Consider the following 18,570-nt stretch of genomic DNA (forward strand, 5'->3'; position numbering starts at 1 on the left):
GGTCACCCGTCAACCGCGTCGACAACGCATACGGCGACAGAAACCTCGTCTGCACATGCCCCCCAATGGATGCATACATGGACGCTGCCGAGTAAATTACCCAGAAAACCCGCCGGGAAGTCGGCGGGTTTTTTCGCCAATCGGAAACCTCTGTTCCGATTCGCACCCTTTCCGGATGTCGTTTTTTGCTGTCGATGGGTCTTTTCCGCTTGCTGCAAGTGCGAAGGACCCATAACTCTGTCCGTGGGACACCCCTCCCCAACGAGGGGCGTGTATCTGGAAGGGTAATACACATGACGATCGAACAACCGGCGACGCGGCCGGCAAATCCGCGTTTTTCCTCGGGCCCCTGTGCCAAACCCCCCACATTTGATCTGACCAAACTGGCCGATGCTGCATTAGGCCGGTCGCACCGGGCTGCTGTTGGCAAGGACAAGCTGAAGGCGGCCATCGAAGGCACGCGTGAGATCCTGGGCATTCCAGCCGATTACAAGATTGGCATCGTCCCTGCGTCTGACACCGGCGCGGTCGAAATGGCGCTTTGGTCGTTGCTGGGCGAGCGCAAGGTCGAGATGCTGGCGTGGGAGAGCTTTGGGTCCGGTTGGGTCACCGACGTGGTCAAGCAGCTGAAAATCGATGCCGAGATAAAGACCGCCGACTACGGGCAGATCGTGGATCTGGCGTCTGTTGATTTCGCCAATGACGTGGTCTTCACATGGAACGGCACGACCTCGGGCGTGCGGGTGCCGAATGGCGACTGGATTGCGGATGACCGTCAGGGTCTGACGATCTGCGATGCGACCTCGGCGGCCTTTGCGATGGACCTGCCCTGGGACAAGCTGGATGTGACCACGTTCAGCTGGCAGAAAGTGCTGGGTGGCGAAGCGGCCCACGGGATGCTGATCCTCAGCCCTCGTGCGGTGGAGCGGTTGGAAAGCTACACCCCCGCATGGCCGTTGCCCAAGATCTTCCGCCTGACCAAAGGTGGCAAACTGATCGACGGCATCTTTACCGGTGCGACGATCAATACGCCGTCGATGCTGGCGGTTGAGGATTATCTGTTCGCGCTGGATTGGGCGCGCTCGGTCGGTGGCCTGCAGGGCCTGATTGCCCGTGCGGATGCCAATGCCGGTGCGGTACATGCGTTCTGCGCGCAGAACGATTGGATCGCCAATCTGGCCGAGGATGCGGCAACACAGTCGAACACATCCGTCTGTCTGAAATTCACAGATGCCCGTATTCAGGACGGCGCAAGCTTTGCCAAGGCTGTGGCCAAACGGCTGGAAGCCGAGAATATCGCGCTGGATATCGGTGCCTATCGCGATGCGCCTGCGGGCTTGCGGATCTGGTGCGGCGGTACGGTCGAGACCTCGGATATCGAAGCGATGCTGCCTTGGCTGGCATGGGCCTTTGAGGCCGAAATCGCGGCGCAAACAGAAGCCGCCTGATCGCATCCCATCTTCACCGGGCCGCATCGGCCCGGACTTCTCATTACATTCAAGGACCACAGACATGGCTCCCAAAGTACTCGTTTCCGACAAACTCAGCGAAACCGCCGTTCAGATTTTCCGTGATCGCGGCATTGACGTGGATTTCATGCCCGATCTGGGCAAGGACAAGGACAAATTGGCCGAGGTGATCGGTCAATATGACGGTCTTGCCATCCGCTCGGCTACCAAGGTCACGCCGACCATTCTGGAAAAAGCCGACAAGCTGAAGGTGATCGGCCGCGCCGGAATCGGCACTGACAATATCGACAAGGAATCGGCGTCGAAAAAAGGTGTGATCGTGATGAACACGCCATTCGGCAACATGATCACCACCGCAGAACACGCGATTGCGATGATGTTCGCCGTGGCGCGGCAAATCCCCGAGGCCTCGACTTCGACCCATGCGGGCAAGTGGGAAAAGTCCAAGTTCATGGGGATCGAGCTGACGAACAAAACGCTCGGTGTCATTGGTGCGGGTAACATCGGCGGCATCGTGTGCGAGCGCGCGCTTGGCCTGAAGATGAAAGTCATCGCCTATGATCCCTATCTGGGCGAAGAGAAAGCCGCCAAGATGGGCGTGGAAAAGGTTGAGATGGACGAGTTGCTGTCCCGCGCCGACTTCATCACCCTGCACGTGCCGCTGACGGATCAGACCCGTAGTATTCTGAGCCGCGAGAACCTCGCCAAAACCAAGAAGGGCGTGCGCATCATCAACTGCGCTCGTGGTGGTCTGGTAGATGAGGAGGCGTTGGCAGAGGCGCTGCAATCCGGTCACGTTGCGGGTGCCGCGTTTGACGTGTTCAGTGAGGAACCCGCCAAGGACAACCCCTTGTTCAACCTGCCCAACGTGGTCTGCACGCCACATCTTGGTGCGGCAACGACTGAAGCGCAGGAGAATGTGGCGCTGCAAGTGGCCGAGCAGATCTCGAACTACCTGCTGACAGGTGCGGTCGAGAACGCTTTGAACATGCCCAGTGTGACGGCGGAAGAAGCCAAGGTGATGGGGCCGTGGATCAAGCTGGCCGGCCATCTCGGCAGCTTCATCGGCCAGATGACCGATGAGCCGGTCAAGGCGATCAATATCCTGTATGATGGTGTTGCCGCTGAAATGAACCTGGCGGCGTTGAACTGCGCCGTGGTCGCCGGGATCATGAAAAAGTTCAACCCCGAGGTGAACATGGTGTCGGCCCCGGTTGTCGCCAAAGAGCGCGGGATCAAGATCTCGACCACCAATCAGGACAAATCGGGTGCTTTCGAGGGCTATATCAAAGTTACCGTTGTGACCGACAAACGCGAGCGTTCCATCGGTGGCACCGTGTTCAGTGACGGCAAACCGCGTTTCATCCAGATCAAGGGCATCAATATCGACGCTGAGGTCGGCGCCCATATGCTGTACACCAGCAACGAAGACGTGCCGGGCATCATCGGTGCTCTGGGGCGGACAATGGGTGAGAACAACGTCAACATCGCGAACTTTACCCTGGGTCGATCCGAGGCCGGCGGAGAAGCAATTGCGTTGCTTTATGTTGACGAACCGGTTCCGGCTCAGGCACGCGCCAAGCTGGCGGAAACGGGTCTGTTCACACAGATCAAGCCGTTGGAGTTTGATGTCACCTGACGTGGCCTGTAGAGTTTGAGAAACAGTTCAGGACCCGGTTGACCGAAGGCCCGGGTCCTTTGTTTTCTCAGGCTGCAATCTGCGGCACAAGCAAGCTGAACCTTACCGTCGGAGGATCTATGACACAGCCTGTCTACGTTATTGGTGATTTGCACGGGCAGGTGGCCGAGCTGGAGCGCGCGGTGTCTCTGATCCAGGGCGATGGCGGCCCGGATGCCCAGATCGTGTTTCTGGGTGATTACGTGGATCGCGGCCCGGACAGTCGCGGGCTGGTCGAGCGCCTGATTGCAGGGCGCGATGCGGGCCTGAACTGGATCACTCTGCTGGGCAACCATGATCGCATGTTCGCCTGGTTCATGGAGGACGCGCCACGTCACGATCCGCATTTGCTTGTCGGGTATCATTGGCTGCATGAAAGGCTGGGCGGGGTCGAAACCCTGCGCAGTTATGGCGTGGAATTCGATGGCCAGATCCGTCTGGAAGATCTGCATCAGATGGCGCAGGCGGCGGTGCCGAAATCGCACCTGACCTTTCTGCGCGATCTGGTTCTGATGCATCAGACGCCCGGGCTTGCCTTCGTTCATGCAGGCATTCGTCCGGGCGTGCCGCTCAACGAGCAGCGCGCCAACGATCTGGTCTGGATCAGGCAGGATTTCCATGCCCATCCGGGCCCGCATCCCAAGCTGATCGTGCATGGTCATACTCCGGTGGATCGGGCAACGCATTATGGAAATCGCGTCAATCTGGACACAGGTGCCGGATACGGACGCCCGGTGGGTGTTGCGGTGTTCGAAGGGCAGTCCTGCTGGGAATTGACCGATCAGGGCCGTTTAGCGTTGACCCCCTAAGTCACCCCGTTCGGGTAGGACACTGGAGATTGAATATGTATGTCGCCACTTTGCTGACCAATCCGGCAGCGCCGTCGCTGGACAGCGCATTGACTGAGTCCTTGCGTAATGCGTGGGGTGGTGGAGAGGCCCTCTGGCTCAACCCGGATGAGGCGGCAGAGTTTGAGTTGAACGCCATCCCCGACAATCGGTGGGACGTTTGGGCAGACCTGCAAGGGATGGGGGTGGACCTGATTGTGCAACCCGCGCAAGGACGGCGCAAACAGATGCTGCTGGCCGACATGGACAGCACGATGATCCAGCAGGAATGCATCGACGAATTGGCGGATGAGGCCGGCGTCGGCGACCGGGTCAAGGACATAACGGCCCGTGCCATGAACGGAGAGCTTGATTTCGAAGGTGCCCTGACCGAGCGGGTTGGTTTGCTGAAGCATCTGGATGAAAGCGTTATCGGCAAAGTTCTGCGGGAACGGATCACTCTGATGCCCGGAGGCAGGGAATTGCTGGCGACGATGCGGGCCAACGGGGCCTATACAGCATTGGTATCCGGTGGCTTTACAGCCTTTACCGCACGGGTGGCAGAGCTTTTGGGATTCGATGAAAACCGCGCCAACACTTTGCTGGCTGAAGATGGCAAGCTGACCGGAGACGTCGCGCGTCCTATTTTGGGGCGTCAGGCCAAGATCGAAGCGCTCGAGCAGATTACGGCGCGGCTTGGCCTGTCTGAAGGTGACGCTATCGCCGTGGGTGACGGGGCCAACGACCTTGGAATGCTTGGTCGGGCCGGAACCGGGGTTGCCCTTCATGCCAAGCCGTCGGTGGCCGCGAAATGCGACGTGCGGGTGAATCACGGCGACCTGACGGCGCTGCTTTACCTGCAAGGCTATTGCCGTGCCGATTTTGTAGGCGGCTGATCAGGACTATCTTTTATTTAACATTAGTGTTAAATAATGGATATGAGCACACTTCTGACCACGTTTTCCGCTTTGTCCGATGCCACCCGATTCTCGATTGTCGAGCAATTGATGGAGCAGGGCGAGCTGCCTGCCGGTGATCTGATCGAAGGGCGCGGCATGTCCGGCGCCGCGATTTCACGCCACCTCAAGGTGCTGCGCGAAGCCGGGTTGGTGCAGCAGCGTGTGCAAGGCACACAACGCATGTATTCCATCCGATCCGAAGGATTGCGGGCGATTGCCGACTGGACGATTTCCAAGCGGCAATTCTGGGAAGGTAGCCTCGACCGTCTGAGTGATATTATCGAAAGGGAGAATTCATGGCCGACCTGAAACTGGAGCGGGAATTCCCAGTCAGTCCCGAAGAACTGTTTGCATGGATCAGCGATGGTGCCAAGCTGTTGCAATGGTGGGGGCCCGAAGGGATGCACGTGCCGGAACACAACCTGGATTTCTCACGCACCGGCCCTTGGTACTCGGTGATGGAGAATGGCGAGGGCCAGCGATACAAGGTCTCGGGCCACGTGACACATGTCGACCCGCCGAAGTCGGTGGGCTTTACATGGGGTTGGCATGACGATCAGGATCAACGCGGTGCCGAAAGCCATGTGACCCTTTCCGTTGCTGCGACCGAAAGCGGTGCCCACCTTGTGCTGGACCACCGCGAATTGGCCGATGCCGAAGCAGCCGCGAACCACAATCAGGGTTGGACGTCTTCGCTGCGCAAACTCGAAGCACTTTGCAAATAGGATTTCATCAGGGAGGAGCGATATGCCCCAGTTTTTGTTTGTCTATCATGGGGGTCACACCCCAACCGACCCCGCCGAGATCGAGGCGACCATGGCCGCTTGGGGGGCTTGGTTTCAAAATATGGGCGAAGCCCTCGTTATCCCCGGCAACCCGGTTGGGCAGTCTCACACTGTCAGCAGCAACGGAGTGGCCGATAACGGCGGCGCGAACCCGGCCTCGGGCTTCACTGTGATCAAGGTTGACAGTATCGACGCTGCGACCGAGATGGCCAAAGGCTGCCCGATGGTCGTCAACGGGACAGGCTCGGTTGAAGTGGCCGAAATCCACGAAATCGAGATGTAAGGGCCTTAGTCGGGGAAACCCGTTGCTGGTTTGATCACGCCGCATTCCAGCCCGCGACGGCTGTATTGCGTGGCGTTCATGAATCTGCGGGTGGCCGGGTGATCGGCCTCCAGCACGCCAAGGCTTACCAGTATCGCGGCGATCGCACATTCACTGGCGCGGGTGGTGCCATCGGTGATCTTCAGCGCAACGCCCATGCGTTTTTCCGGGACGATGGCCACGAACACGGCCTCGGCCCCGGTCTTGATGGCAACACGTCCGTTCATCGCGCGCATCAGCTCGGTGCAGGCCCGGGTCTCACCGGCAACAAGTTCCGGGTGTTTGACCATGGCTCCAACCAGCTGAGCTGCCGCGTCGCTGGAGCGATCAGACCTATCCGAAGCGCTGGCAAACCATGCCATCGACCGCGCCAGACCGACGAGCGATGTGGCGAAATTCGGGGACGAACAGCCATCGATGCCGTATGCCGGGCTGGTCTCGCCCGTCGTTTCTTCGATGGCAGACAGACAGGCCTGTTGTACCGGGTGATCAATCTCAAGATACTCCGGCCCTGCGCCCATGTGCTGGCCCAGAGTCAGAAAGCCGCAATGCTTGCCGGAACAATTGTTGTGGATCTGGCAAGGCGTATCGTCGGCCAGGATCAGCCGGTCGCGCGCGGCTGTGTCAGCGGGCTCTTGTGGGCCGCACCGCAGATCATGCTCGTTTAACCCCAGATGGTCCAGCCACGCCGTCACGCGATCCGTGTGGATCGCTGCCCCATTGTGCGAGGCGCAGGCCAACGCCAGGTGTTCGCTGGTCAGCCCGTATTTCGCCGCCGCCCCTGATGTGACCAACGGAAGCGCTTGAATCATCTTGGCGGATGACCGCGGGTATATGATGGATTGTGGGTCGCCCCAACTGCGCACGATCTGACCCGTGTCATCGCAAATCACCGCATGACCCAGATGAAGACTTTCCAGCAGCGCGCCGCGCCAGAGTTCTGTCATGGGTATGGGCTGCGTCATCTGGACCTCCGAAATTTATGCGCAAAATTCTGCCAATCGCCCTTTCGCCTGTGGCGAAACCTGCGTTAGTGTGTGTATGTCGGCAATCATCGGAAGACGCAAACGAATAGACGAACCGGCAGGGTTCGCAGACGTGTCCGATGGGTATGAGGTAAGGGTCGAGCTAGGAGGCTGGACAAATGGGATCAAAGCTCGTTCGTACGATTGCGGGCCTGTGTGTGGCAGGCATCGCCGCGACTTCTGCAATCGCCCAACAGGCGACAAGCACAAACCGTGTTGCTGCAAAAACGGATTGGAGCGTTTTTGTCGAAGACGATCCCACCGAATGCTGGAGCGTCTCGGCACCCAAGGAAACCGTGAACACCCGTGGTGGACGCGTGGTTTCTGTACGGCGCAGCGATATCCTGCTGTTTGTGTTCTATCGTCCGAATGCCGAGGTAAAAGGCCAATTGACCTTTACTGGCGGCTATCCGTTTGCCGCGGGTTCGACGGTTAACCTGAATGTCGACGGCACCGAGTTCGAACTGTTCACGGAAGGCGAATGGGCCTGGGCCGCATCGGATGCGGATGATGCCAAGATCATCACCGCCCTGAAACGCGGAACCGAGGCTGTTCTGACCGCCCGGTCCGAGCGCGGGACGCAGACGAAAGACACCTTCTCGCTGCTGGGCTTTACCGCTGCGATAGAAGACGCTGAGAAGCGCTGCACCAACTGATCTCAGCGTGCCGATTGTTCAAAGGGCCCCGCTTGGTCGCGGGGCTTTTGACGTTTGGTCATCTGCCATTTTTGATCCGTATCAAGGTTTCGCATCCGGCAATGTGAACTAAGTGGTTCAGCCATTGAGAGAGGACATCGTGATGAAACAGAAAACTTGGATCGCTCTGGTTCTGGCCGCATCCGTCGCAGCACTGAGCGCTTGCGAGAAGACCGCGGATTCCTATCCGATATCGGGCGAGCAATGTGGCCCGGAAGATCCGGTTCAGACCCTGGATGCCAATGATTGCTACACACCGCCGCCGGTAAACTGATCAAAAAGGCCCGGCATGTACATCTTGCCGGGCCACTCAGCTTAGGAAACCTTTTGATCTTTGCGCAGGTTCCTATATAGAGGCGCATCCCAAGCCCGATTCCTTTGAGATACGCCAATGTCGCCCAAAGCGCCGATCACCCAAGACGTCATGACCATCCCGCGCAAACTGCCCGACGGGAAGGTAAACCTTGTCGGTCTTTCGCGCGACAGGTTGCGCGAGACCTTGATTGAACACGGCACGCCCGAGAAACAGGCCAAGATGCGCACAGGCCAGATCTGGCAATGGATCTATCAATGGGGTGTGCGCGACTTTGCCCAGATGACCAATCTCGCCAAAGCCTATCGTGCACAACTGGCCGAGCATTTCGTGATCGAAATCCCCGGGGTGGTGACACGTCAGGTTTCCGAGGATGGCACCCGCAAATACCTGTGTCGCATCGCCGGCGGGCATGAGGTCGAGGTGGTCTATATCCCCGAGGACGATCGCGGAACCCTGTGCATCTCGTCTCAGGTGGGCTGTACGCTGACCTGTTCATTCTGTCATACCGGAACTCAGAAACTTGTACGAAACCTGACATCCGCCGAAATCGTAGGTCAGATCATGATGGCCCGCGACGATCTTGAGGAATGGCCGACCCCCGGCGCACCCAAGGATGAGACCCGCCTGCTGTCAAACATCGTTCTGATGGGCATGGGTGAGCCACTATATAATTTCGAAAACGTCCGCGACGCGATGAAGATCGCCATGGACCCCGAGGGGATTTCCCTGTCGCGTCGTCGTATCACACTCTCGACCTCGGGCGTTGTGCCCGAAATTGCCCGTACGGCAGAAGAGATCGGCTGCTTGCTGGCGATCTCGTTCCACGCCACCACCGACGAGGTGCGCGACGTTCTGGTGCCGATCAACAAGCGTTGGAACATCGAGGAACTGCTGAAAGCACTGGCCAGCTACCCCAACGTGTCGAACTCTGAACGGATCACTTTTGAATATGTGATGCTGGATGGTGTGAATGACAGCGACGAAGATGCGCATCGTCTGATCGCCCACATCAAGCGCCACAACATTCCGGCCAAGATCAATCTGATCCCGTTCAACGAATGGCCCGGGGCGCCGTACAAGCGCAGTTCGAACAACCGTATCCGCGCCTTTGCCAACATCATCTACCAGGCAGGTTATGCCTCACCCATCCGCAAGACGCGCGGTGAGGATATCATGGCAGCCTGTGGTCAGTTGAAGTCGGCGACCGAGAGGGCGCGCAAATCGCGCAAACAAATCGAGGCCGAAACGGGCCTAAGCCAGTAGAGTTCGGCCGATCTCGGCCTTGCTTGGCCGGATCGCGCTTTAAGTGTTTTCCAGATCCGCCTGCACGTCATAAGTGTTTCTGTAAACTTAATGTTTCAGATGCTGAAACCACATGCAAAATTTGCTATATTTCCAGTGCCCGTCGCCGGGCTCTGCTTCCTCAAATTGATGCACAAGCCGGTGAACTGTCCGGGTCAGAGCTGGCAAGTTTTTGCGATACCGCTAGACTGTTCCAAGTGGTGTCAGAAGGCGCTCAGGCGAACTGAATTTCAGGTGGGCCACGATTATGAATAAAAGTTTTTTTACGATCATCCGTTACGGAGCCGCTGCGCTTGCTGTTGTCTCAGGTTCAGGCTTGGCCTTTGCTGAAGGTCAGGACGCTCATATCGCAATCGAAAACCCTGCCGAGCTGAGCAAGGAAGAGGCTCTGGAACACTACCGATCGCTCAATCGCCGCATGGCGCGTGGGTACGCCGTGGCACAACTGGACCTGATCCTAAACTACCAAAGCTGGCCGCTTTTCAACGATGCGCCCTATATCTCGGCAACGCACGGGCAGCGGTATGTGAACAGCTATGCCAATCGCATGGCGCATAACTACGGGACGTTGCAGGAAGGTGAAGAACTTCCCATGGGGTCGGTTCTTGCCAAGGACAGCATGACCGTGACGGATGAAGGTCACGTACATCCCGGGGCCATGTTCATAATGGAGAAGCTGAAGGAAGGTGCCAGCCCGGACACGGCGGACTGGCGTTACCTCATGGTCCTGCCGGACGGTTCGGTGTTTGGGGACACTATGGGCGACCGCGCTGGCGCCGTGGCGTATTGCCATGTCTGTCACGAACAGGTGGCAGATCGGGACTATACGTTTTACGTGCCGGAAGACTCTCGAACGCGCAACTGAACCGGCTCAGGCGTTTTCGCCCGGTAGCTTCAATTCCGTCGCCTCGCGGCGGCTGAGTTGTTCCCCTTGTTTTCGCTTGGACAGCACCTCACGGGCCAACGCGTATTTGTCGTCCTGCCAGAAGATCAGGCAACCGTTGCAGCCCTTACCGCAGCAGCCTTCTGTGCCGATGCGGTTGGTCTTGAACCGGCGTTCGTTGCCGTCTTCGCCGATCTTCTCGACCAGTTCGTCGCGGCGGCGCGCATAGGCCGCGGGATTGTCGCGGCCCGAGGTTTCCAATCCCTGCACCTGCTTGTCGAACCGAATGCGGCTCCAGTGTTCGTCGGTCAGGGCGCGTTCTTTGCGCAGCACTGAATAGATCGGAAAACGGGTGCGCAGATCGTCGGTATCCTCGTGGTCGAACAGGGTGAAAGGCAGGCGGATAACAGTTTTCGTGCTGCCGTGAACTGCGTCCACGCGCGCGTTGCCCGATGCGCGTTCAAAGTCGTAAACCCGCAGCAGAGCAGCAGAACCGTCTCGCGCGAGATGGGTGAGACGAAATCCAGCACATCACCCGGTTCCAGCTTGTTTTTCACCTCGACCAGAAACGCATCCTCGGTCACGTCGGTGACAATCCCGGCATATTCCCACTGTGCGATCGACGCGGTGTGTTCGTAATCATGCGCATAATTGGTCAGCCGGCCTTCGTGGAAGGCCAGCGTGTAGCCGCGATTTCCGACGGTTTCGAGTTCACGCATGTAAGGCTTGGGGTCCCAGTTTTCGGGGTCTGCCAAATAGTCATCGATGGCCATGCGATAAGCCCGCGCGACGATGGCGGCGTAATATTCCGATTTACCGCGCCCCTCGACCTTGAGGCTGTCAACACCGATCTTCAGGTATTCGTCCAGCTTGGGCATGATGCACAGATCACGCGAATTTAGGATGTACGAACCGCGATCGTCCTCTTCGATGGGCATCAGATCACCGGGCCGGCAGCCTTCTTCCAGCAGGAATTCGAACAGGTCGGCGTTTTCCTCGGTGATCCGCAGTTCCTGATGGGTGCCGTCCTTGAGGCGCAGTTTCAGCCCATAGTTCCAGCGGCAGGAATTGGCGCAATTGCCCTGATTGGCGCCGCGCTCGGCCATGAAGTTCGACAGCAGGCAGCGGCCCGAATAGGTCATACACATGGCGCCGTGGACGAAGGCCTCGAGCTTGATGTCGGGGCATTTTTCGCGAATCTCGACCAGCTCGGGGTAGGAAACCTCTCGCGCCAGAACCACCAGTTCCGCGCCCTGATCCTGCCAGAACTTTACCGACAGCCACGAACAGATATTGGCCTGGGTCGAGATATGCAGTGGCAGTTCCGGTGCGCGGTCGTGGACGTACTGGAACACGCCGGGGTCGGCGATGATCAACCCGTCCGGCTGCACCTTGCGGACCGTGTCAATGTATTCGTCCAGCTTCGGGATGTCCTTGTTGTGCGAAAACAGGTTCAGCGTCAGATAGGCGCGTCGGCCATGGCTGTGGCAGAACTCGACCCCTTCGATCACCTCTTCCAGCGAGAACTCGGATTTCGTGCGCAGCGACATATCGGGCGTGCCCAGATACACCGCATCGGCCCCGTAAAGGACAGCGAGTTTAAGCTTGCGCAGATTGCCTGCAGGCATCAGCAATTCAGATCTGGACTGAGTCATGGCGCTACCTGTCAAAGGATCAAGGCGGCCTTCTACGCCAAATAATTCGTGCCCAAAACCCCGTTATCTGCGACGGAATCGCGCTGTACCGATGACCTTGACCAGTTGCTGCCGCACAGGTTCGGGTTGCGCCTCGATCGCGTTCAGAGCTTCGCGCAGTTCAGCCCGCAGCCCATGCAACTGGTCGATCAGTGAGATCATCATCGACAGTGCATCGGTCTCCATGTCGTACTGTTCGTGCAACTCACAGGCCAGTTCCAGACGGGCGACGTCGATATTTTGATAAACCAGCCCTTGATCCGATTGTTCCGGAATGACGATTTCCGCCGCCAGGTATTCGGTCAGGCGGTCCGAGGTCAGGCGGGAAACCGTTTCGATCAGTTCCTTTTCGGTCAGGGTCATGACTGCATTCCTTTCCGCGGATCATAGCGGTGCTTTTCACGCCAGGTTTCCATGAGCTGCTTCAGTTCGTCATCAATCTTGTTCGGTGTCGTTATAGTCAGCTCAATCAACTGGTCCCCACGACCGGACGAGCCGCGCTTCTTTACTCCCTTACCGCGCAACCGGAGCGTTTTGCCGCTGCTGGTGCCCGCTGGGACGTTGACATTCACACCGCCGTCTATCGTGGGAGCCGGGACTTTTCCGCCCAGAATGGCCTCGTCGATTGTGATGGGCAGCGTGATATGGATGTCGTCGCCCTGACGTTCAAAAACCGGGTGCTTGGCGACCGAAACAGTCACCAGAGCGTCACCTGGAGGACCTTCGCCGTATCCCGGGGCCCCCTTGCCACGCAGCCGGATGGTCTGCCCGTCGGTGATACCAGCGGGGATTTTGACCTCGATCCGATCTCCATCCGGCAAAGTCAATTTCTGACTGGCGCCGAAAACGGAGTCCAGAAAGCTGATTTGCAGGGTGTAGTTCAGATTGTGACCCGGAGCGTGAAACTCGTGGCTGCGCTGACCGCCAAAACCGCCGCGACCGCGCATGAACTCCGCGAAGATATCTGACATGTCGTCGGGATCCGCCTGACGCCCCCGATAGGGGTTTCCAGCGGCCTCGGCATACTCTCGGTAATATTGCTGTTGCGGGCGCTCCTGACCCGAAGCGTCAATTTCTCCGTTGTCAAAACGCGCACGTGTTTCAGGGTCTTTCAATAGATCATAGGCTGCGGCAGCGGCCTTGAACTTTGCCTCAGCCGCGTCATCGCCCGGTTTCAGATCCGGATGGCAATCCTTGGCGATGCGCCGGTAGGCTTTTTTGATCTCGGCTGCGCTGGCGTCCTTCGATACACCAAGAACGGTGTAGGGGTCGTCGCTCATATCACTCTCTCAGGTCAGGGACAGGTTTGATCAGGATGAAGGTGTTCTACCATGCGATTTCAACGGGTAAAACGAAAGAGGCGATTGAATTGTTTCGTAAAATCCCGCAGACTTGATAATATCTGCATGTTTATACTTATTGTTTGACGGAGATCGCCGCATGACGCGCAGAATAAAATCCGCCCTGGCTCTGCTGGCCGGAAATGCCATTGGGTTGTTGCTTGCCTCTCTGATATTGTCTGGATTTGCGATCAAGCCGATCTCGTTCATCGTAGTGGTGATTGTCTTCACCGTTGTGCAGGTTGTGGCCGAACCCCTGATCCTGAAACTGGGCGAAAAGAAAGCACCTGCCCTGAAGGGCGGGATCGCCTTGATCGTGACCTTCGTGGGTCTTTTCGTGACCGACCTGGTCGCCGCCGGGCTGACCGTGGGTGGGGTTTCGAACCTGCTGGCTGCGACGCTGCTGGTCTGGTTGGGGGCGTTGATCGCCAGCGTGGTGTTGCCGATCTACGTGTTCAAAGAGCTGCGTGAACCCAAAAAGTAATCATACAGCGTTCAGGCTGGTTTCGATAGCGTGCCATAGTTCGTCGACTGGTTCGCATCCGACGGACAGGCGGATGAAGGCCGGATCAACGTCGTCGCCCCAGCGCGCGCGACGCTCGGCCGAGCTGTGGACGCCTCCGAATGACGTAGCCGGGCGCAGAAGCGGGCAGCTGTTGATGAAGGCTTCGGCTTTGTCTTCGCTGTCCAGCGTCAGGGATAACAGAAATCCGAACCGCGTGGCCTGCTCTTGCGCCAGTTTGTGCGACGGGTCACCGGCCAGCCCGGGATAGCGAACCTGTTTCACTGCGGGATGTTCCGCCAATCGTTCGACCAGTTTCTGTGCGGAGTTGCACATCCGGTCAAACCGAACGTCCAGTGTTTCGAGCCCGCGATGCAGCAGCCATGCCTCATGTGGTCCGGGGATCGAGCCGGACACTTTTCGCCATTCCTCGACCCTTTCCATGATGTTGCTTTTGCGGCTGGCCACATGGCCCATCAGCATGTCGGAATGCCCGCCCATTGCCTTGGTATCGGACGAGACAACCACATCGATGCCCAGATCCAGAGGGCGCTGACCAAGCGGCGTCATCGTCGTGTTGTCGGCAATGGTTACGCCCCCGGCAGCACGTACCTGATCGGCGACCGCTGTTAGATCGATCATGTCCAGCCCCGGATTCGAGGGGCTTTCTACAAAGACCACATCGAACCGGTCAAAACCGCCGTCGGTAAAAGCGGTGGTGGGGCGTTCCTCAACGATCACACCCAGTCGCGACAGGAAACGATCGGCCAAAAGGCGCGTCACGTAATAGCCATCGGAGGGGATCAGCAGGCGTGACCCGGCTTGCACCGTGGCGAACAACGCCGCAGAAATCGCTGCCATGCCTGATGGAAAGCTGAGGCACGGTGCGTCTTCCAAATGCGACAGAACATGTTCCAGATGCACCCAGGTCGGGTTGTCGACGCGGCCGTAACTTGCCTGTCCATCCGTGGCACCCGGCAGGTGGTACATGCTGCTTTGTATCAGCGGCAGCGCCACAGGTTCGCCCTTGCTCAGAGCATTTCCGCGCAGATGCAGCATCTCTCCGGTCTTGGGGGCCATGGTTCAGCGCCCCGGAATTTCGTCGCGGGGCGGGGCGGGTTCCCAGTTTTCGATGATCTCGACCGCTTCCTGCGCCGTGTCCACAAAGCGGAACAGGTCAAGATCCTCGTCCGAGATGGTGCCGGCATCGGCCAGTGCTTTCCAGTTTATGACCCTCTCCCAGAAATCACGTCCGAACAGCAGGAAAGGCACGCGCTCCATCCGGCCGGTCTGAATTAGAGTGAGAGATTCGAATAACTCATCCATTGTCCCGAAGCCGCCGGGGAAGATTGTGATCGCACGGGCCCGCATCAGGAAATGCATCTTGCGGATGGCAAAATAGTGAAAGTTGAAACTGAGATCTGGCGTCACATAGAGGTTCGGGGCCTGCTCGTGCGGCAGAACGATATTCAAACCGATGGAGCAGCCGCCCGCTTCCTGTGCGCCTCGGTTGCCGGCCTCCATCACACCGGGACCGCCGCCCGTGACGATCACGTTTTCGCGGCAGCCGGTATCGTTCGATTTCACGGTCATCAGCCGCGCGAACTCGCGCGCCTCATCATAATAGGTCGACAGACCAGCCAGCGTTTCCGTTCGCGCGGTGTGTTTCTGCGATGGCTCAGGGATGCGCGCGCCGCCGAACATTACGATGGTCGAGGTGATCTCGCGTTCGCTCATGATCATCTCGGGTTTCAGTAATTCCAGTTGCAGACGCACCGGGCGCAGTTCGTCCCGGCAAAGGAATTCGTCATCGGCAAAGGCAAGGCGATAGGCAGACGATCGCGTTTGCGGCGTGTCCGGCACTTCGCTCGCTGTCGAGCGATCTGTCTGCGCATCGCGAAACGGATTGTGGCGGTCTTCTCTCATGGGTGATCGATCCCTGCTTGCGTGTTTTCCAAACAGCTATAGGGTTCGCGGGCAGAGTGCCAGTCACGGAAAGACAAGAATGAATTGGAAGAACGAAATATCAGCGGCGCAGGATCGTATCGACGGACATACGCAAGTGACGCCGGTGATCGAGAGCCGAATTCCGGGCTATCCCATTGAACTGAAGCTGGAGCACATGCAGCACACGGGCAGTTTCAAGGCGAGAGGTGCGTTCAATACGTTGCTGAGCCTCGACGTACCCGATGCAGGTGTCGTGGCTGCATCCGGCGGCAATCATGGTGCAGCGGCGGCCTTTGCGGCGCAGGCGCTTGGTTTTCCGGCCAAGATTTTCGTGCCCGAACTGGCCGGCTCTTCCAAGATTGCATTGATCCGTCAAACCGGCGCGGATCTGAGCGTTGTGTCCGGCGAATACGCCAATGCGCTGACACAGGCTCAGGCGCATGAAGCTGAAACCGGAGCGATGCAGATACACGCCTATGATGCGCCGGCTACTGTGGCGGGGCAGGGGACCTGCTTTGCGGAATGGGATGCGCAGGGCCTGCAGGCAGACACGGTTCTGGTCGCCGTGGGCGGCGGCGGACTGATCGCCGGGGCATTGGCGTGGTTCGACGGTGCGCGCAAGGTCGTGGCGGTCGAACCCGAGACCTCTTGCGCATTGAATGCGGCATTGCAGGCCGGTGAACCGGTAGATGTCTCGGTATCCGGCATCGCGGCCAACGCCCTGGGCGCGCGCCGGATCGGGCAGATCTGTTTTGACCTGGCGCAGGGGATGACATCGGTTCTGGTGTCGGATGATGCCATCGCGGCAGCTCAGAAGATGTTGTGGCAGACGCATCGCATTCTGGTGGAACCGGCGGGCGCCACGGCGTTGGCAGCCTTGACCTCGGGCGTGTACCGACCTGAACCGGGCGAACGCGTGGCCGTTCTGGTGTGCGGCGCGAATATTGCGCCAGACCCGCTTGCAGGGTGAATTACCGGGTTGTGGATGGTCGTTGTGGATTTTATCTATAATTCATGACGGCCACGATTTCCGACACGATTTACCAAAACCTCAGCCAGCAGATCATCACCGGAGAGCTGAGCGCCGGGGAAAAGCTGCGGCAGGATTATATTGCCCGCGCCTTCGACACCAGCCATGTTCCGGTGCGTGAAGCCTTGTTGCGGCTTGAGGCGCATGGATTGGCCCGGCATGAGCCGCGACGGGGGATGCGGGTCACAGCGCTGGACCCGGCAGAGGTCCGCGAGGTCATCGAAATGCGCGTGGCGTTGGAAACACTGGCGTTGCAGCAATCGGTGCAAAACATGTCTCCTGTAGCGTTGGAAAAGATCGACCAAGCGCGCGCTGCCTGTGATGAAGCGCAGACGATGCCCCAATGGGAGGCTTTGAACAGAGCGTTCCATCGCTCCATTCTGACACCTTGCGGGTTGCCCCGGCTTTTGCATGCAATTGACAACCTGCATATCGCAAGCGCACGCCATTTGTTTGCGCACTGGCGGTCGAAATGGGTGCAGCAGACAGACAAGGATCACGCGGCACTTGTTCAGGCACTCAAGAGGAAGGACCTGGGTACGGCAAAAGGTATTCTGACCCGACATATACGCCGCGCCAGCTGATTGCGGGCCCTTCAGACGCAAAACGGCCCGTGTTCGTCGCATTGCGCCATGGGCCCGGCTTGCGTATAGGCCAAACCAACATGAACAGATTCTGTAGGGAGACGCCCCATGTCCAACGCGCAACTGGAAGCCGCCATCGAAGCCGCCTGGAAGGCGCGCGACACGATCTCACCCGCCACTGCAGGTGAACAACGCGAAGCGATCGAAGATACGCTGAACGCGCTGGATAGCGGGTCGCTGCGTGTTGCTGAAAAGCAGGAAAACGGTGACTGGCACGTGAACCAGTGGGCGAAGAAAGCGGTTCTGCTGGGCTTTCGTATCAAGGACATGGAAATCCAGACTGGTGGTCCGCAGGACGGCGGCTGGTGGGACAAGGTGGACAGCAAGTTCGCCGGTTGGGGTGAAAACCAATGGCGCTCGGCCGGGTTCCGCGCGGTTCCCAACTGCGTTGTCCGCAAGTCGGCCTATATCGCGCCGGGCGTGGTGCTGATGCCGTCCTTCGTCAACCTTGGCGCCTATGTGGATGAAGGCACCATGGTCGATACCTGGGCGACCGTCGGCTCATGCGCTCAGATCGGCAAAAACGTCCACCTGTCGGGCGGTGTAGGCATCGGTGGCGTGCTGGAGCCGATGCAGGCCGGCCCGACCATCATCGAGGACAACTGCTTTATTGGCGCGCGCTCCGAGGTCGTCGAGGGCTGCATCGTCCGCGAAGGCTCGGTTCTGGGGATGGGCGTGTTCATCGGTAAATCCACCAAAATCGTGGATCGGGAAACCGGCGAAGTGACATATGGCGAAGTCCCGCCCTATTCTGTGGTCGTCGCGGGCTCGATGCCATCAAAGAACAACATCAGCCTGTATTGTGCCGTGATCGTGAAGCGGGTGGATGAAAAGACCCGTTCGAAAACTGGCATCAACGAATTGCTGCGGGACTGATCTTCCCGGTTGTACAGAAAGGCCGGAGCAAACCCGCTCCGGCCTTTCGATTTTTTTTGGGGTGTCGTTCAAGGTGAGGCCAAACCCTGACCCTAACCTGTCCTGAGCATGATGTTCAGCTCAGAGGATCACCCTTTGGGGGGTCAGCGGTTTTCACCCTGCATAGCGTCAACTTCTGAGTTTTCTGCATTGGTTTCCGCGCCTTCGCTGTCGCCGCCGCCTTCGCTGTCGCCGCCGCCTTCGCTGTCGCCGCCGCCTTCGCTGTCGCCGCCGCCT

General features: G+C 58.6%; 22 protein-coding genes. 15 read left to right on the forward strand and 7 right to left on the reverse strand.

Features of this window, described 5'->3' with window-relative positions; genetic code table 11:
• Window positions 1-293: 293 nt before the first annotated feature.
• From AC2FLP_RS21135 to AC2FLP_RS21165, 7 genes are all read left to right on the forward strand, one after another.
• Window positions 294-1,448, forward strand: coding sequence for a phosphoserine transaminase (locus tag AC2FLP_RS21135; protein WP_496686247.1), 1,155 nt, complete (start codon window positions 294-296; stop codon window positions 1,446-1,448).
• 64 nt (window positions 1,449-1,512) lie between these two features.
• The gene (serA, locus tag AC2FLP_RS21140; protein ID WP_496686250.1) at window positions 1,513-3,108 is read left to right on the forward strand and encodes a phosphoglycerate dehydrogenase; all 1,596 of its coding nucleotides are present in this window, start codon (window positions 1,513-1,515) and stop codon (window positions 3,106-3,108) included.
• A 119-nt stretch (window positions 3,109-3,227) separates the two neighbouring features.
• Window positions 3,228-3,956, forward strand: coding sequence for a metallophosphoesterase family protein (locus AC2FLP_RS21145; RefSeq protein WP_496686253.1), 729 nt, complete (start codon window positions 3,228-3,230; stop codon window positions 3,954-3,956).
• 35 nt (window positions 3,957-3,991) lie between these two features.
• Window positions 3,992-4,870 (forward strand): phosphoserine phosphatase SerB, encoded by an 879-nt coding sequence (gene serB / locus AC2FLP_RS21150; RefSeq protein ID WP_299902503.1) that lies wholly within the window; start codon window positions 3,992-3,994, stop codon window positions 4,868-4,870.
• Window positions 4,871-4,912: 42 nt separating this feature from the next.
• The gene (locus AC2FLP_RS21155) at window positions 4,913-5,242 is read left to right on the forward strand and encodes an ArsR/SmtB family transcription factor (protein ID WP_117872947.1); all 330 of its coding nucleotides are present in this window, start codon (window positions 4,913-4,915) and stop codon (window positions 5,240-5,242) included.
• Complete coding sequence (locus tag AC2FLP_RS21160; RefSeq protein WP_117871908.1) at window positions 5,230-5,658, forward strand: SRPBCC family protein; 429 nt, start codon at window positions 5,230-5,232, stop codon at window positions 5,656-5,658. Before AC2FLP_RS21155 ends, AC2FLP_RS21160 begins: the two co-directional genes overlap by 13 nt.
• A 22-nt stretch (window positions 5,659-5,680) precedes the next feature.
• Window positions 5,681-6,001 (forward strand): YciI family protein, encoded by a 321-nt coding sequence (locus tag AC2FLP_RS21165; RefSeq protein WP_496686258.1) that lies wholly within the window; start codon window positions 5,681-5,683, stop codon window positions 5,999-6,001.
• A gap of 5 nt (window positions 6,002-6,006) precedes the next feature.
• On the opposite strand, the gene AC2FLP_RS21170 is transcribed toward AC2FLP_RS21165, so the two are convergent.
• Window positions 6,007-7,005 (reverse strand): asparaginase, encoded by a 999-nt coding sequence (locus tag AC2FLP_RS21170; RefSeq protein ID WP_496686260.1) that lies wholly within the window; start codon window positions 7,003-7,005, stop codon window positions 6,007-6,009.
• A 179-nt stretch (window positions 7,006-7,184) separates the two neighbouring features.
• On the opposite strand from AC2FLP_RS21170, the gene AC2FLP_RS21175 reads away from it, so the two are divergent.
• The 4 genes from AC2FLP_RS21175 (at window position 7,185) to AC2FLP_RS21190 (ending at window position 10,243) form a co-directional block, all read left to right on the forward strand.
• Entirely contained in the window at window positions 7,185-7,721 is a 537-nt protein-coding gene (locus tag AC2FLP_RS21175) for an invasion associated locus B family protein (protein ID WP_117871914.1), read from the forward strand.
• A 142-nt stretch (window positions 7,722-7,863) separates the two neighbouring features.
• On the forward strand, window positions 7,864-8,034 hold the full coding sequence (locus AC2FLP_RS21180) for a hypothetical protein (RefSeq protein ID WP_162896866.1): 171 nt from the start codon (window positions 7,864-7,866) through the stop codon (window positions 8,032-8,034).
• 117 nt (window positions 8,035-8,151) lie between these two features.
• On the forward strand, window positions 8,152-9,339 hold the full coding sequence (gene rlmN, locus AC2FLP_RS21185; protein WP_496686263.1) for a dual-specificity RNA methyltransferase RlmN: 1,188 nt from the start codon (window positions 8,152-8,154) through the stop codon (window positions 9,337-9,339).
• Window positions 9,340-9,625: 286 nt separating this feature from the next.
• Window positions 9,626-10,243: a cytochrome P460 family protein gene (locus AC2FLP_RS21190; RefSeq protein WP_117871918.1), complete on the forward strand. Its 618-nt coding sequence runs from the start codon at window positions 9,626-9,628 to the stop codon at window positions 10,241-10,243.
• 6 nt (window positions 10,244-10,249) lie between these two features.
• On the opposite strand, the gene AC2FLP_RS21195 is transcribed toward AC2FLP_RS21190, so the two are convergent.
• The 4 genes from AC2FLP_RS21195 to AC2FLP_RS21210 form a co-directional block, all read right to left on the reverse strand.
• Window positions 10,250-10,594: a hypothetical protein gene (locus AC2FLP_RS21195; protein WP_496686265.1), complete on the reverse strand. Its 345-nt coding sequence runs from the start codon at window positions 10,592-10,594 to the stop codon at window positions 10,250-10,252.
• Window positions 10,570-11,916, reverse strand: coding sequence for a U32 family peptidase (locus AC2FLP_RS21200; RefSeq protein WP_496686267.1), 1,347 nt, complete (start codon window positions 11,914-11,916; stop codon window positions 10,570-10,572). Before AC2FLP_RS21200 ends, AC2FLP_RS21195 begins: the two co-directional genes overlap by 25 nt.
• Window positions 11,917-11,979: 63 nt before the next feature.
• Window positions 11,980-12,318: a hypothetical protein gene (locus AC2FLP_RS21205; RefSeq protein ID WP_299902485.1), complete on the reverse strand. Its 339-nt coding sequence runs from the start codon at window positions 12,316-12,318 to the stop codon at window positions 11,980-11,982.
• Window positions 12,315-13,235: a DnaJ C-terminal domain-containing protein gene (locus AC2FLP_RS21210; RefSeq protein WP_299902478.1), complete on the reverse strand. Its 921-nt coding sequence runs from the start codon at window positions 13,233-13,235 to the stop codon at window positions 12,315-12,317. The genes AC2FLP_RS21205 and AC2FLP_RS21210 overlap by 4 nt, the downstream gene beginning before the upstream one ends.
• Window positions 13,236-13,395: 160 nt before the next feature.
• On the opposite strand from AC2FLP_RS21210, the gene AC2FLP_RS21215 reads away from it, so the two are divergent.
• On the forward strand, window positions 13,396-13,779 hold the full coding sequence (locus tag AC2FLP_RS21215; RefSeq protein ID WP_117871931.1) for a hypothetical protein: 384 nt from the start codon (window positions 13,396-13,398) through the stop codon (window positions 13,777-13,779).
• On the opposite strand, the gene AC2FLP_RS21220 is transcribed toward AC2FLP_RS21215, so the two are convergent.
• Both AC2FLP_RS21220 and AC2FLP_RS21225 read right to left on the reverse strand, forming a co-directional pair.
• Window positions 13,780-14,877: a cystathionine gamma-lyase gene (locus tag AC2FLP_RS21220; protein ID WP_496686272.1), complete on the reverse strand. Its 1,098-nt coding sequence runs from the start codon at window positions 14,875-14,877 to the stop codon at window positions 13,780-13,782. It abuts the gene before it with no gap.
• A gap of 3 nt (window positions 14,878-14,880) precedes the next feature.
• Window positions 14,881-15,723 (reverse strand): LOG family protein, encoded by an 843-nt coding sequence (locus tag AC2FLP_RS21225; protein ID WP_299902473.1) that lies wholly within the window; start codon window positions 15,721-15,723, stop codon window positions 14,881-14,883.
• A 79-nt stretch (window positions 15,724-15,802) separates the two neighbouring features.
• Between AC2FLP_RS21225 and AC2FLP_RS21230 the strand changes: the two genes are divergently transcribed.
• The 3 genes from AC2FLP_RS21230 (at window position 15,803) to dapD (ending at window position 18,294) form a co-directional block, all read left to right on the forward strand.
• Window positions 15,803-16,714 carry a threonine/serine dehydratase gene (locus tag AC2FLP_RS21230; RefSeq protein WP_299902470.1) on the forward strand — a complete coding sequence of 304 codons (912 nt, stop codon included), beginning with the start codon at window positions 15,803-15,805 and terminating at the stop codon, window positions 16,712-16,714.
• 44 nt (window positions 16,715-16,758) lie between these two features.
• The gene (locus AC2FLP_RS21235) at window positions 16,759-17,358 is read left to right on the forward strand and encodes a GntR family transcriptional regulator (RefSeq protein ID WP_496686275.1); all 600 of its coding nucleotides are present in this window, start codon (window positions 16,759-16,761) and stop codon (window positions 17,356-17,358) included.
• 108 nt (window positions 17,359-17,466) lie between these two features.
• Window positions 17,467-18,294 (forward strand): 2,3,4,5-tetrahydropyridine-2,6-dicarboxylate N-succinyltransferase, encoded by an 828-nt coding sequence (gene dapD, locus AC2FLP_RS21240; protein WP_299902464.1) that lies wholly within the window; start codon window positions 17,467-17,469, stop codon window positions 18,292-18,294.
• Window positions 18,295-18,570: the final 276 nt, after the last annotated feature.

The organism is Ruegeria sp. CDSA141 (assembly GCF_059612005.1).

Excerpts from the sequence above, each read along its gene's own strand:
- AC2FLP_RS21135 (WP_496686247.1), top strand. The coding sequence starts at position 294 with ATGACGATCGAACAACCGGCGACGCGGCCGGCAAATCCGCGTTTTTCC.
- serA (WP_496686250.1), top strand. The coding sequence starts at position 1,513 with ATGGCTCCCAAAGTACTCGTTTCCGACAAACTCAGCGAAACCGCCGTT.
- AC2FLP_RS21145 (WP_496686253.1), top strand. The coding sequence starts at position 3,228 with ATGACACAGCCTGTCTACGTTATTGGTGATTTGCACGGGCAGGTGGCC.
- serB (WP_299902503.1), top strand. The coding sequence starts at position 3,992 with ATGTATGTCGCCACTTTGCTGACCAATCCGGCAGCGCCGTCGCTGGAC.
- AC2FLP_RS21155 (WP_117872947.1), top strand. The coding sequence starts at position 4,913 with ATGAGCACACTTCTGACCACGTTTTCCGCTTTGTCCGATGCCACCCGA.
- AC2FLP_RS21160 (WP_117871908.1), top strand. The coding sequence starts at position 5,230 with ATGGCCGACCTGAAACTGGAGCGGGAATTCCCAGTCAGTCCCGAAGAA.
- AC2FLP_RS21165 (WP_496686258.1), top strand. The coding sequence starts at position 5,681 with ATGCCCCAGTTTTTGTTTGTCTATCATGGGGGTCACACCCCAACCGAC.
- AC2FLP_RS21170 (WP_496686260.1), bottom strand. The coding sequence starts at position 7,005 with ATGACGCAGCCCATACCCATGACAGAACTCTGGCGCGGCGCGCTGCTG.
- AC2FLP_RS21175 (WP_117871914.1), top strand. The coding sequence starts at position 7,185 with ATGGGATCAAAGCTCGTTCGTACGATTGCGGGCCTGTGTGTGGCAGGC.
- AC2FLP_RS21180 (WP_162896866.1), top strand. The coding sequence starts at position 7,864 with ATGAAACAGAAAACTTGGATCGCTCTGGTTCTGGCCGCATCCGTCGCA.
- rlmN (WP_496686263.1), top strand. The coding sequence starts at position 8,152 with ATGTCGCCCAAAGCGCCGATCACCCAAGACGTCATGACCATCCCGCGC.
- AC2FLP_RS21190 (WP_117871918.1), top strand. The coding sequence starts at position 9,626 with ATGAATAAAAGTTTTTTTACGATCATCCGTTACGGAGCCGCTGCGCTT.
- AC2FLP_RS21200 (WP_496686267.1), bottom strand. The coding sequence starts at position 11,916 with ATGACTCAGTCCAGATCTGAATTGCTGATGCCTGCAGGCAATCTGCGC.
- AC2FLP_RS21205 (WP_299902485.1), bottom strand. The coding sequence starts at position 12,318 with ATGACCCTGACCGAAAAGGAACTGATCGAAACGGTTTCCCGCCTGACC.
- AC2FLP_RS21210 (WP_299902478.1), bottom strand. The coding sequence starts at position 13,235 with ATGAGCGACGACCCCTACACCGTTCTTGGTGTATCGAAGGACGCCAGC.
- AC2FLP_RS21215 (WP_117871931.1), top strand. The coding sequence starts at position 13,396 with ATGACGCGCAGAATAAAATCCGCCCTGGCTCTGCTGGCCGGAAATGCC.
- AC2FLP_RS21220 (WP_496686272.1), bottom strand. The coding sequence starts at position 14,877 with ATGGCCCCCAAGACCGGAGAGATGCTGCATCTGCGCGGAAATGCTCTG.
- AC2FLP_RS21225 (WP_299902473.1), bottom strand. The coding sequence starts at position 15,723 with ATGAGAGAAGACCGCCACAATCCGTTTCGCGATGCGCAGACAGATCGC.
- AC2FLP_RS21230 (WP_299902470.1), top strand. The coding sequence starts at position 15,803 with ATGAATTGGAAGAACGAAATATCAGCGGCGCAGGATCGTATCGACGGA.
- AC2FLP_RS21235 (WP_496686275.1), top strand. The coding sequence starts at position 16,759 with ATGACGGCCACGATTTCCGACACGATTTACCAAAACCTCAGCCAGCAG.
- dapD (WP_299902464.1), top strand. The coding sequence starts at position 17,467 with ATGTCCAACGCGCAACTGGAAGCCGCCATCGAAGCCGCCTGGAAGGCG.